11 protein-coding genes are annotated in these 13,526 nt (G+C 42.8%); 6 read left to right on the top strand and 5 right to left on the bottom strand.

Annotated elements, in window-relative coordinates; translation table 11 throughout:
• Window positions 1-38 precede the first annotated feature (38 nt).
• Window positions 39-1,175, bottom strand: a complete 1,137-nt coding sequence (gene mnmH / locus ACYUCY_RS12830) for a tRNA 2-selenouridine(34) synthase MnmH (RefSeq protein WP_460226903.1) — start codon at window positions 1,173-1,175, stop codon at window positions 39-41.
• A gap of 489 nt (window positions 1,176-1,664) precedes the next feature.
• Between mnmH and ACYUCY_RS12825 the strand changes: the two genes are divergently transcribed.
• Window positions 1,665-2,771, top strand: coding sequence for a redoxin domain-containing protein (locus tag ACYUCY_RS12825; RefSeq protein WP_460227081.1), 1,107 nt, complete (start codon window positions 1,665-1,667; stop codon window positions 2,769-2,771).
• A 68-nt stretch (window positions 2,772-2,839) separates the two neighbouring features.
• Here ACYUCY_RS12825 and ACYUCY_RS12820 read toward each other — a convergent pair whose 3' ends face one another.
• From ACYUCY_RS12820 to nirB, 4 genes are all read right to left on the bottom strand, one after another.
• Entirely contained in the window at window positions 2,840-4,576 is a 1,737-nt protein-coding gene (locus tag ACYUCY_RS12820) for a protein kinase domain-containing protein (RefSeq protein WP_460226902.1), read from the bottom strand.
• 231 nt (window positions 4,577-4,807) lie between these two features.
• The gene (locus ACYUCY_RS12815) at window positions 4,808-6,274 is read right to left on the bottom strand and encodes a NarK family nitrate/nitrite MFS transporter (protein ID WP_460226901.1); all 1,467 of its coding nucleotides are present in this window, start codon (window positions 6,272-6,274) and stop codon (window positions 4,808-4,810) included.
• 133 nt (window positions 6,275-6,407) lie between these two features.
• Window positions 6,408-6,743 carry a nitrite reductase small subunit NirD gene (gene nirD / locus ACYUCY_RS12810; RefSeq protein WP_460226900.1) on the bottom strand — a complete coding sequence of 112 codons (336 nt, stop codon included), beginning with the start codon at window positions 6,741-6,743 and terminating at the stop codon, window positions 6,408-6,410.
• Between the two features lie 2 nt (window positions 6,744-6,745).
• On the bottom strand, window positions 6,746-9,277 hold the full coding sequence (gene nirB / locus ACYUCY_RS12805) for a nitrite reductase large subunit NirB (protein WP_460226899.1): 2,532 nt from the start codon (window positions 9,275-9,277) through the stop codon (window positions 6,746-6,748).
• A gap of 535 nt (window positions 9,278-9,812) precedes the next feature.
• On the opposite strand from nirB, the gene moaA reads away from it, so the two are divergent.
• The 5 genes from moaA to ACYUCY_RS12780 all read left to right on the top strand — a co-directional run bounded on the left by moaA (window position 9,813) and on the right by ACYUCY_RS12780 (window position 13,515).
• A complete protein-coding gene (moaA, locus tag ACYUCY_RS12800; RefSeq protein ID WP_460226898.1) occupies window positions 9,813-10,799 on the top strand; it encodes a GTP 3',8-cyclase MoaA in 987 nt (328 codons plus the stop codon).
• Between the two features lie 39 nt (window positions 10,800-10,838).
• Complete coding sequence (gene mobB, locus ACYUCY_RS12795; RefSeq protein ID WP_460226897.1) at window positions 10,839-11,351, top strand: molybdopterin-guanine dinucleotide biosynthesis protein B; 513 nt, start codon at window positions 10,839-10,841, stop codon at window positions 11,349-11,351.
• A 96-nt stretch (window positions 11,352-11,447) separates the two neighbouring features.
• Window positions 11,448-11,945: a molybdenum cofactor biosynthesis protein B gene (gene moaB, locus ACYUCY_RS12790; protein ID WP_460226896.1), complete on the top strand. Its 498-nt coding sequence runs from the start codon at window positions 11,448-11,450 to the stop codon at window positions 11,943-11,945.
• A gap of 14 nt (window positions 11,946-11,959) precedes the next feature.
• On the top strand, window positions 11,960-13,165 hold the full coding sequence (locus ACYUCY_RS12785; RefSeq protein ID WP_460226895.1) for a molybdopterin molybdotransferase MoeA: 1,206 nt from the start codon (window positions 11,960-11,962) through the stop codon (window positions 13,163-13,165).
• Between the two features lie 38 nt (window positions 13,166-13,203).
• Complete coding sequence (locus ACYUCY_RS12780; protein WP_460226894.1) at window positions 13,204-13,515, top strand: DUF1244 domain-containing protein; 312 nt, start codon at window positions 13,204-13,206, stop codon at window positions 13,513-13,515.
• Window positions 13,516-13,526: the final 11 nt, after the last annotated feature.

Genomic DNA, 13,526 nt, shown 5'->3' with positions numbered 1-13,526 from the left:
AAATTAAAAAAATGGTTAGGGTTCCTAGATAATCGTTTTTAATGAATGTAATTATTATTAGAATTTTCTAGCGCATTTTCAGAAATCCATTCCATAACAGAACTCTGATCTCCTTCAAATACCACACGACCAGCCCGCTGTTTACGCTGATAGTCGTACATTGGATCATAATACTCTTCGAGCAACAAGCGGATAGCACTTCGAAATTTGTCTGCTGAAATAAGGCTACCGAACTGACTGAGGGCCTCGTCGAAGAGCTGAGAGATAACATAATACCTTTCGCTGCCTAAGCGCTTTTTGATTCTCGAAATACTACCTAGCAATTGTTCTCGAAACTGCTTAAAACCCTCTTCTTCTCCGTAGGCCTTCAAGTATTGGGGATATGCGTCTTCAACATAATCTTTAAAAGCTATTTCAACCCTTTTTTCCAGTGCGCAAAGGACGACAATTAAATTAGACGATTGCATCCGCAATCGAAAACAATCAGGAATTGCAACACGCCCAATCAAGCGGCCTTCGTCTTCAACAAATAATGGCGTTTCGGCCTTAAGTTTTATATTTTTTTCAGTGTGCTTTAAAACAGCTATCGACAATGCGTTTTCAAAAGAAATCTGTGTTGGCTGTGGCACTAGTGTCCGCCCAAATACAGAGCCACGATGATTGGCCATCCCTTCTAAATCCAAGGCCTGAGACAATTTTTTTACTAGTATTGTTTTTCCACTACAGGTCGAACCACTAATTAACATTAAAGGTAGGGTAGCACTACGTTTTTCTAATTCTGCCAGTAAAAAATTCCTAAGTTTTTTAAAACCGCCTTCAACTAAAGGATAATCACCACCCGCCTCGCGAATTAGTTGCTGGCTAAGTTGCGAGCGTTTACCCCCTCTCGCGCAGTGAAGATAACCTTGTGGATTTTGCTCTATGTATTTCAGCCAATCCCTTTGTCGCTGTGATTTCACTTCAGGACTCGCTAAACGCCAGCCAAGTTCAATGGCCGCATCTTGTCCATTTTTTTTGTATTCAGTACCAACCTCTGCCCGTTGATCATCATCTAACAAGGGAATATTGGTACTGGTTGGAAATGCACCTTTGACGAATTCAACGGGGGCTCTTACATCAAGTAAAGGGCTGTCATTGAGAAAAATATCGAGGTAATTGGAACTATCAGGCTTCATTCATACAATTCCGGAATTACACACTAAAAAATATTGTCATTGGCGAAATCAAATCCAGGTTCTATCGATTATTAAAAAGGAGACCACGCGAAGGCCGAGTAAAAACCTACTTTCTCAATGGATCTGGGCTAGCAAAAAACAAGGCAGCTCACCTTACAATACTTTCTAGGTGGACACCAGAATAGAGCTTTTATGGGCCTAACGGCACGAATACCGTTTATTTCATTGACCTTTACCCTCGACGTTCCCTACAATCACTCGAGCTAAAAAGTACCTTGCCGGGTAGACAAATCAATCGAGATTGCAGCATATAATTTTTACTTGGGACTTGTTGATCGAGTAACTAAGACTAGTATTCGATTTTAGTTTTTTTCGATCGGTTGTAGATACCTACTGTGGGCTCTTAGAAAGTCAATTTTTCAACAAGAAGTGGAGCAAGCTATGATAAAAAAACGGCATTTGCTGCGCCTTTCCGGCGGACTCTTTGCAATGTGTATTGCAGGTGTCTGTTTCGCCGAAGGTGCTACGGTATTGTATAAGGACCGTGTCGTCCAGATACAGAATACCCTCGCAGACCCAACCGACCTTTGGGTGCAACCAGAAGACCTGACTCGCATCAATGATTTTGTCCTCAAACCAGAAGGGGCTTGTCTCGAAGAGATTTGTATCCCGTTGCGACAAGATCAAGACAACGAGATTGTAATTACTCGCTCCGAACAGCAGTGGTTTAATGTCACTGAATTCGCGAACAAGCTAGAACAGAGCTATGTTGCAGATTATGAATCCAGTACGTGGAGTTTCGGCGAAATGCCAATCCATCGCAGTGATTTCCTGGATAGCGCAAAAGCACCAGACTTTGAACTAAAAGACCGCGATGGAAATATCGTCAAGCTTTCCGACTTCCGAGGTAAAAAAGTTTTTCTCGGAACTTGGGCATCTTGGTGAGGTTGTCGTCTTGACGTGCCCGTGTGGCAGTCCATATACGATGAACTAAAAGATCAAAATTTCGAAATTATTTTTGTCGCACAAGATACCGGTGGTGAAGCTGCGGCCGGAAAGTTTTATGATGATGCAAAAGTAACGTATACCGCTCTTATTGACGAGAAACATGTTATCAGTTCTTTATACAATTTCGTCAACGTTCCATCCGGCGCCTGGATAGATGAAGAAGGTAAGGTAGTACGAATCAACGAAGGAACCTACGCGAAGAGGCATGGCGCTTTTGGTACCGACGACTACGTACCCGCATTACGTGATTGGGTTGCCAATGGCAAAGACAGTCAGTACGTCTGGGATGAAGACAAAGTCGCTTCGAAAATCAAATCACGATCTAGCGAACAAGAACGCGCTGATCCGGCTTTTAAGTTAGGAATTTATTTTCATATCAATGAGAATAAAGAAAAAGCTGAGCAGTATTGGAAAATGGCACAACAACTTGATCCAGATAATATTAATTATTTTCGTCAAGATCTGTCATTCTCTGAAGAGGGTTCATCTGGTGCGAGTTTCCGCCAAAAAGTACAAGAGCTTCGCGGTAGAGGGAAAGACTATTACGAATCTCTTGAACTAGAAACAAAAGAAGAGGAAAACAATTAATTTTTTGTCGTTAAGCTCATCGAAAAGGCGTTCTTAAGAACGCCTTTTTTATTTGTTGTTTTCTTGCATCACATTTTCACAATTAGAAAAATATTACTAACAAGTAAAACCAAGGCTAAAAGCTGCCAAAATCGCACCGGATTTCGTTCAATAAGTGGGGCCTTTTTATTTTTTTCTATTAAAGAGGTGTTGGGCGTTGATAGGTCTTGTAAAAATTCCGAATACGCCGGATAACGATTTCGAGGGTCTGGCTCAACGGATTTTTTTAAGCTTTGATCCATCCACTCGGGTATATCGTTTCTGAATTTTCGAGATGATTGATAGCGCCAGTTGTGATAATGCGTCGCCTGCTTTTGCACCAGACTCTCTTTAAAGGGTAGTTCTCCGGTTAGCATTTCATAAACCATAACACCCAAGGAAAACATATCAGCTACGCGGTAATCTCCACTTTCCAACATATACTCAGGCGCCGAATAATTAACCGACCCGACGGGAACCTCATCCTGAGATGGGGTTTTAATCTCTTCCAAGCCCGCAACCAGTACTGTACCAAAGTCGATTATTTTCACCTGTCCGGATTCATCAAGCATAATGTTTTCAGGTTTTATGTCTCGATGAACGATCTCCATTCGTTGAAAAACCCGAAGCGCTGAAACTATTCGTTTCACCAAATCCCGAACGGTATCAAGTGACGGATGCGGATTGTCAAACATCCACTGCCGTAAAGTCTTGCCCTGTATATGTTCGCAAAGGTGATACAAAAATGGGCTACCCTCTGGTCGAGAATAAATTTTCATAACATTCGGGCTATCAATTCGCCGCCCTACCCATTGCTCACGAATAAAGCCCTCCAAGTACTGAGTATCCTCAGAAAAATTTTCAGACGGTGCTTTTAAAATATAACGCTTTTTATTGACGCGATTCTGCACCAAATAAATATGGCTTCGTGTTCCGCTATAGATCACATCAATGACTTCAAAACCGTCAATGGACATACCCACGTCCATAACTGGCGGTATCTTTAACGCAGTTAATTGGCGATGTACTTCGTCTACCTCCTCCTTTGGAAGAGAGTTGATTTTAGTAAACAAACAACTAAGATTATCTTCGCTGCCATTTTCGAGCGCCTTCATAACTAGCTTTTTGGCAAGCTCTTCAAGACTTTCTTGTGAAGAGACAATATCATTTTGAAAATCTAGATAATTAAGGTGTTCGTGCACGCCGTCCGTTGTTAACACATAAATATCACCCAGCTTCAAATCTTTCTGCTGATAATCGACTTCTAGGCGGCTATCCATCCCTAAAGCGCGCGTCAGGAATACTTTACTACCCAAATTTTTATGACTGTGATCCCTGGTCAATTGCTCTAGTCGTCCATCACGCAAACGATATATACGACTATCGCCAACATGAAAAATATGAGCCGTAGTTGACTTAAAAACGGCAGAAGAAAATGTGCTTATCAGACCATTGTGAGGCAAAGATGTACGTTGCCCGTAATGAAAAAGCCAGGAATTCATTGAGGAAAGAACACGAGCCGCAGCGGTTTTTACCGGCCAAGTATCTGGAGTACTGTAATAGTCATCAATAAACTGGGTAACACTGGTTTGACTCGCGTGTTGTGCATTTTCACTACAACTCACACCATCGGCGACGCAGGCAACGGCGCCTTTTATTTTTCGAACATTGAGTGAGTTAGGTTTGTATGCAGCGAAGGCATCTTCATTAGACGATTTAATCCCTTGCGTCGAATAACCCCCAAACTCCACATCAAGATTCGTTGTATCGTCTGCACCATCTGCCATTAAGCAACCCAAACGTTAAGAAATTAAAAGGGAAAAAATTTTATATTTGGAAAAACGCTAAGACTCACCTGTTTCATAGTAGACGTTAAAAACAAATATTTTCCCCAATAAAATATAAGCAACGGAAGCTCCAAGATAAGCCGGAGGCTTTTTCAGTAGCAAGGAAGCGCCCCACGAAAATATACCCTTATGTTGTGCCTCCTTACCTTTCGCTTCTTATCTTGAGTTTCTTTAAGTAACGTTGATTAACTCTACTGAACCGTCTTCCCTAACTTCCGCCATTTGCCCTTTCGGCTCTTCCATAAACAGCAGAGTAACGAAACCAAGCACAGCGGTACCAGCGATAACAAAGAAAAAAGTTTGGTAATCAACGAAAGATAAAACGGTTAGATAAACAACCGCACCAACATTTCCGTATGCTCCTGTCATACCAGCGATCTGCCCCGTTAAGCGACGCTTGATGAGTGGTACAACAGCAAACACTGCGCCTTCTCCAGACTGCACAAAGAATGAACATGCCATGGCGGCAATCACCGCTGCCCACACTGCCCACTCAGAATCCACTAAGCCCATTGCGAAGTAACCAACCGCCAGGCCGGCCGTCAAAATTAACAAGGTTGACTTGCGACCAAATTTATCACTGATAAAACCACCGGCTGGTCTCGACATTAAATTCATAAACGCGTACGCCGAAGCCACCATACCAGCAACAACCGGACTCAAATCAAACGTTTCCGCAAAAAATAACGGCAACATAGAAATCACCGCCAACTCAGAACCGAATGTTGCAAAATATAAAATATTTAGAACAGCAACCTGCTTAAACTTGTAGCGATGTAATTCGGGAACTGGTTTTTCAAAAATATTTTTATTCACTTTCCACACATGAGAAAAATCGTAAGCAAACAAAACAATCAAACCGATATAAATAGAATTTACCGCTAAGCCGCTCAAGATGTCTGCGCCTTGCGGAGACAATTTCCACGCCAATAAGGCCAATGCAGCATACATAGGGATCTTCATAACAAGTAACATGAAGAAATCACCTTTGCTCGTCACCTCCATCGCACCAGTGCTTTTGGGTTTAAAGTAGGTAGAGCCCTTTGGAGTATCAGTAACATTCATATAATAAATAAAAGAGAAAACCAAACTCATTACACCGGTAACTGCAATCGCATAGCGCCATCCTTCATCGCCACCAAACCACAACGCGATGGTTGGCAGAGTAAAAGCCGCCGCCGCCGATCCAAAGTTGCCCCAACCACCATAAATACCTTCAGCCGTACCGAGTTCGTTGGCAGGAAACCATTCCGATACCATACGAATACCAATAACAAAACCGGCACCGATAAAACCCAGTAAAAATCTCGCAAGCGCTAATTGCACGTAGCTGTCCGCCATTGCGAACATAAAACACGGAACCGAGCAAACAAATAGTAAAGCGGAATAAACAATCCTCGGTCCGTATTTGTCAGTTAACATACCAATTACTATTCGTGCAGGAATGGTAAGTGCGACGTTGAGAATCAATAAGGTTTTAATATCGTCAGAACTGATACCTAAAGTTTGAGCAATAACCTGCATCATCGGTGCGTGATTAAACCAAACGAAAAAGGTAATAAAAAACGCAAACCAAGAAAGATGTAGTATTTTCATTTTTCCAGTGAAGGAAAATATATTTAGCTTTTCCGCAGACATGGGAACCCCTTTAGCAATTAATAATGACTAAATTACTTTTAATTAAATTAATAATGCTCAAAAAATGTAAAAGAAAAAAAAGGGTGGCAAGCCACCCAAAGAGCTTAGAGAGCAACTGAGAAATTGAGATGAATTAAGGCGATAGCTGTACCTCGCCATCATGAACACGAACCTGATAGGTTGCCACCGAACAATCCTCTTCCAAACATTGTCCCGTTTCCAAACAAAAATGTTGTTTATAGAGTGGCGAAGCAACAACAATTTTTTCTCCAATTGAACCCAGTATGCCACGAGATAGGACATTGGCTTTTCCAATCGGGTCATAGTTATCGATCGCAAACAATCCATTGCTTACGCGGTCTTTAAAAATTGCAACTTGCTTGTCATTCAGCAAAGCACAAATCCCAGTATCCGGTGTTATATCGCTTTCTTTGCAAATACTCACCCAAGATAAATCACTACTACTCATGCTTAACCCACCGCCTCTAAAATTTTAATGCGCTCTTCTTCTGTCGCAGGTCTTTTTTGACCGCGCTCGTTCATATATACCAAATTATTATCTTCCTGATCTGCATTAATAAAATGTTGGAAACGCTTTAGTTTTTCAGGGCTTTCAATTGTCGTTTTCCATTCACACTGATAGGTATCAATCACCCTCGCCATATCGGCTTCTAGCTCTGAGGCAATACCTAACTTGTCTTCAATAACAACTTGTTTCAAATAATCTAAGCCACCTTCTAGATTTTCTAACCATACCGAAGTGCGCTGTAGACGATCTGCGGTACGAACATAAAACATTAAAAATCGATCTATGTACTTAATCATTGTTTCAGTATCTAGATCGGTCGCAAATAAATCTGCATGACGGGGACGCATCCCACCATTACCACATAGATATAAATTCCAACCTTTTTCAGTGGCTATAACACCAACGTCTTTGCTCTGAGCTTCCGCGCATTCGCGGGTACACCCTGAGACACCCATCTTTAATTTATGCGGCGAACGTAAACCGCGATAACGTTCTTCTAAATTAACCGCCGCACCAACGCTGTCTTGAACGCCGTAACGACACCAGGTACTGCCGACGCAGGACTTTACGGTACGCAATGCTTTACCGTAGGCATGTCCGGTTTCAAATCCGGCATCCACTAATTTTTTCCAAATTTTTGGCAACTCATGCATTTGCGCACCGAACAAATCGATACGTTGCCCACCGGTCACCTTGGTATAAAGATTGAATTCTTTTGCCACTTCGCCAAGAACAATTAATTTGTCAGGCGTTATTTCCCCACCCGGTACCCGAGGAACCACTGAATAAGTACCGTCTTTTTGCATATTGGCTAGAAAAATATCGTTGGTATCTTGTAGGCCTGCGTGCTCGTCTTTGAGAACGTACTCATTCCAAAATGAAGCTAGAATAGAGCCCACTGCAGGTTTACATATTTCACAGCCACGTCCTTTGCCGTGACTTTCTAATAATTCTGGAAAAGATTTAATCTTTTTAATGCGAACGATATCCGCAAGCTCTTGTCGTGAATGCGGAAAGTGTTCACAGATATCGTTTGAAACCTCGACTCCCAATTTCAGTAATTCGCCGTCAAGTACTTGCTTAACCAAGGCCGTACAACCACCACAACTAGTTGAGGCTAAAGTCTCGGCCTTGATATCACCCATAGTGACGGCGCCATTTTGTACGGCGCAACAAATATCACCTTTAGAGACATCGTTACAGGAACAAATCTGTGCAGTATCAGGAAGAGAATCAACACCCATTGTCGGCGCTGCACCATCAAGGCTTGGTAAAATAAATGCCTCTGGATTTTCGGGCAACTCAATACCGTTTAAGACCAACTGTAATAAATTTCCGTAAGCCTCGGCATCACCCACTAATACGGCACCCAATAAAAGTTTCTTATCTGCAGAAACGATCATGCGCTTATACACTTGACCCACTTCGTCGTGGTAAATGTATGATTGGCATCCTGGCGTTTTTGCATGAGCATCACCAATACTCGCCACATCAACGCCTAACAATTTAAGCTTGGTGCTCATGTCTGCGCCGGTAAACACTTCGTCGCCACCACAAATATGAGAAGCGGCAACTTTCGCCATTTGATAACCCGGTGCTACCAAACCGTATATTCTTCCGCCCCACAAGGCGCACTCACCAACCGCATAAATATTTTCGTCGGAGGTTTGGCAATTGTTGTTAACAACTATCCCACCTCGCTCACCGATCTCAATATCAAAGTCTCTTGCCAATTGATCATCAGGACGAATACCTGCGGAAAACAAAATCATATCGGTTTCTAAAAAAGAACCGTCGGAGAAATTCATCCGATAGCGACATTCTTCACCGGCAACAATTTCTTGGGTATTTTTTTCGGTATGCACTTCAACATCGAGGGCTTCAATTTTTGAACGTAGTAGATGACCGCCGCCCTCATCAAGCTGTACCGCCATCAATCGCGGAGCAAATTCAACGACATGGGTTTTTAATCCGAGATGCTTTAAAGCGTTAGCCGCTTCTAATCCCAACAAACCACCACCAACTACAACGCCAACCTTGCTTTCTTTCGCGGAAGCAGTGATCGCTTCAAGATCCTCAATGGTTCTATAGACCAAACAATGATCTTGATCTTTACCAGGAATGGGAGGAACAAAGGGAAATGAGCCTGTCGCCAATACCAAACGATCATAGGATTCACTACGACCTGATTGTGTGGTGACTACTTTTTTTGCTTTATCAATAGCGACAACCTTATCGTCCAATACAAATTGCACACCATTGTCGTTATAAAAATTCTCATCAGTTAAGGCGAGGTCCGCAGCGCTTGCACCGCTAAAATAACTACTTAACTGTACTCGGTCGTACGCTAGTCTCGGCTCACCAGAAAACACTAATAACTCATAGTCTTCTTTCTTAGGCGATTGAACCAAACTTTCGACAAATTTGTGGCCAACCATGCCGTTGCCCACTACTAAAATTCGTTCTTTACTCATGAACTAAAAACCTCAAATACTAAGCTCTTAAATGTTTTAAGCTGTTGGCGTAAACCGCCGTTTTGACAGCAAGCGTGCAAACCACGACTTAATATCAACCCAACAGACTGCAGACCCACCTTCCAGATCTACTCTCTCTATATTTTCTAAATTAGACTGAAATATTTATAGCTATCCACTTAGCAAGGATGATGCCACAAGCATGCACCAGAATATTCTCTTTTATTTTCAATAAGATACAAGGTTTCACCACGATTTTGGGGCACTTTTGGTGCGCATGCTACATTGCATGACGCACTGTTGTGCGGCTGCTGTGCCTAAGCCTGGTGCAAAAAAACGTATCCGCGCAATTATCCCTATATAAGTGCTTTCGAGCCGACAGTACCTTTTCGCAAGCTTTCATTGGTACAATGGCCGACATCTCGTCACCAGGAACTCTTCAAAGAATCCGCTGACTCAGTATGGCCATGGTGGCCTGTATGCTAAGAACCATGTCCGTATTTTCCTAAAACCAAAGACTAACGGCGCTCATTTCATGCCCCTAATTGATCCTTTCCAACGCGTCGTCGACTATCTGCGTATTTCAGTAACGGATCGCTGTGATTTTCGCTGCGTTTATTGCATGACGGAAGAAATGAGCTTTCTCCCTCGCTCACAATTGCTGACTTTGGAAGAATTAGCAGAAGTCGCAACAGCTTTTGTTGAACTCGGCGCAAAAAAAATTCGCATTACTGGCGGCGAGCCCTTAGTACGTCGCAATGTCATTTCTTTATTTGACCAAATCGGCAAACTCAAAGAGTTGGAAGAATTAACACTCACTACGAATGGTTCGCAATTGGTTTCCAAAGCGCAGGAGTTACGCGACGCCGGTGTTAAGCGAATTAATATCAGCCTAGATAGCCTGCAAGAAGATCGTTTTCGCGCACTTACTCGCGTTGGTGATCTAAAACAAGTACTCGCTGGCATTGAAGCGGCAAAGAGAGCTAGCTTTGAAAAAATAAAATTAAATAGCGTCATTTTGAAAAATAGAAATGCAGATGAAGTTGTTGACCTAGTTCGCTTTGCAGTCGATAACGAACTAGATATTAGCTTTATTGAAGAGATGCCCCTCGGCGCTATTACCGATCACATTCGTGGCGAAGAGTTTTGTAGCAGCCAGGATTTACGTAATTTAATTAGTCAAGAATTTCAAATAGAACAATTAAACGATTCTACCGGCGGCCCTTCTAAATATTGGCAAATTAAAAACACCCATTCGCGAGCTGGTTTTATTTCACCCCATAGCGAAAATTTTTGCGCAACCTGCAATCGAGTGAGACTAACTGCAGAAGGTCGCCTGTTACTTTGCCTAGGCAACGAACATTCCGTTGATTTAAGGGCAGTTATACGTGCTAATCCTGGTGACCGCGAAAAACTCAAACAAGCCATCGTCGATGCAATAAAAATCAAACCCGAACGGCATTATTTTACTCATGATGATGAACCACAGATTGTTCGCATGATGAATACAACGGGCGGTTAATTACAAAGAGAATAAACGAAGAATGGTACGAAAAGTTTAATGAAAGTATTTGGCATTATTGGCTGGAAGAATAGTGGCAAAACCACACTCATCAGTAAAATAATTAGCGAGTTATCCGAAAGAAACCTTAGTGTAGCGACCATTAAGCACGCGCATCATGAGTTCGACATCGACCATCCCGGCAAAGACAGCTTTCAGCATCGTCAAGCTGGCGCGAACCAAGTATTGGTGGCCTCGCACAGGCGCTGGGCTTTAATGCATGAAATCGAGGACAACGAAAAAGAACCCTCTCTGGCATGCTTACTGTCAAAACTCGACCCCGTTGATATCGTTATCGTCGAGGGATTTAAATTATCAGATCATCCTAAACTTGTGGTTGTACGCCAGCAAAATAATCTCGAACCTTTACCCGACCAAGCACAACCTATCGTTGCAATAGCGACCGATGCTCAAATTAATAAGCAAGATTACAACTGTAATGGGCCGGTGTTTTCTTTGGGAGATGTTTCTAGCATTTGCGATTTCATTTTAGATAACGCTCGGCACGAGTAATTTAAACGCGAGTAAGGTCAACAAGAGCAATTTAAAAAACCAAGACAAAGCCTTTAAGCGATATTCCATTAATTCTTATTTACACTAGGTCACAACATGAATCCCACCTCTCTAAATCTTGCGGTGCTAACGGTATCTGATACACGCACTTTCGAGAATGATACCTCTGGTGAGCTACTTAAGACCGAATTGCTTAAGCGAGGGCACACACTAGCTGCCCATGAGATTGTAAAAGATGATATTTATCAAATTCGATTCAAAGTATCGCAATGGATAGCCGATGAAAACGTGCAAGGGGTATTGATTACCGGCGGTACTGGATTTGCAAAAAGAGACAGTACGCCAGAAGCAGTTAGTGTTTTGTTCGACAAAACCGTCGAAGGTTTTGGCGAATTATTTCGTCAACTTTCCTATCAAGAGATTGGTAACTCCACCATTCAATCTCGAGCACTTGCAGGTTTAGCCAATAAGACAATTATTTTTTGCCTACCCGGGTCTACAAATGCTTGCCGCCTAGCCTGGGAAAAGATACTTGCCGATCAACTCACAAGCACTCACAAACCTTGCAATTTTGTCGAACTTTTAAGGTCTTAAAAAATTTAGTGTCAATGATCACAATAGACGAAGCACTCCAATTACTTTTCGAACAGGCGAAGCCTATTACGGAAAGTGAAACAATTTCCTTAATGGAAGCGCGTCACCGCGTTCTTTCGCAAGCGCAGAAAGCGTTGGTCGATGTTCCAAATGCAGACGCTAGTGCAATGGATGGTTACGCGATCCGCGGAGAAGATCTACAAGCACAAACTGAATTCGTCATCAGCCAACGCATTCCCGCCGGACACCCGCCGCAAGCACTTCAACCAAAAACTGCAGCTCGAATTTTCACTGGCAGTGAAATACCGCCAGGTGCAGATACCGTCGTTATCCAAGAAAACTGCGTGGCCGAGGGTGACAAAGTAAAAATTATTCAGCCGCCGGCTATAGGTGCCAATGTTCGTCGCCGCGGCCAAGATATTAAATGTCAGACTGAAATGTTTGCACCTGGGCATCTATTGCTTCCACAAGACCTTGGCATGCTTGCCTCCGTGGGCATTGCGACGATTCCGGTAATACGAAAAATAAAAGTGGCCATATTATCAACGGGTGATGAGTTAGTTGAACCTGGGAGCGTTTTGGGTCCAGGGAAAATCTTCAACTCTAACCGTTTCGCTTTAAAAGGACTGCTAGACAGTATTAATGCTGACGTCATTGACTGCGGTAACATTTGCGATGATTTACAGGGAACTGAAGAAGCGCTTCGCAAAGCAAGTGAACTTGCAGACGTGGTGATTACAACCGGCGGCGTCTCTGTCGGTGAAGAGGATCACGTTAAGGATGCTGTCAGCAATCTTGGCCAGTTAAATTTATGGAAGCTTAAAATCAAACCGGGCAAACCTCTCGCTTTCGGTCAGCTACAATGCAGTAACAAAACGGCGGCTTTCTTCGGCTTACCTGGAAACCCCGTTGCGGTTTTCGTCACTTTTCTGATACTTGTGCGCCCATTTTTATTGCTCTGCCAAGGCCGAACTCAAGCATCTGCGAAGCTTGAAACACAACGCCTTCCCACAAACTTTTCCATCACCAGCACACATTCAAGACAAGAATACATCCGCGTACGGATCGACAACGGAAAGCTATCCTTATTTCGCAGCCAAGATTCCGGCGTACTTTCGTCAACAAGTTGGGCGAATGCTTTGGCGGTAATTCCTGCGGATACGATAGTGAATGACGGCGATTTACTTGAAACTATTTCTTACGACCAATTTGGGCTGTAAGCTTATCAATTATAAATATCGAAATTCGAGGTAAAAAAATGAAAGATATTGACGCTCAAACACAAACAGAACTAGAAGCTGCAACGTTTAGACGGTTATTAGAACACTTAGACAGTAGGAAGGATGTGCAAAACATCGAGCTGATGACACTTGCTGGATTTTGCCGGAACTGTTTAAGTAAATGGTTTCGCGCGGCGGCGGAAGAAAAAAATATAGATATCGATTATGAAAGCGCTCGCGAGATGGTCTACGGTATGCCCTACCCCGAGTGGAAGAAAAAATACCAAACCGAAGCGACTCCTGAGCAAATGGAAAAATTTGAACAACACCAAAAAGAAGAACACTCTTAACTTATCACCGA

The organism is Aurantivibrio infirmus (assembly GCF_054767315.1).
This window is presented reverse-complemented; position numbering and strand designations above follow the sequence as displayed.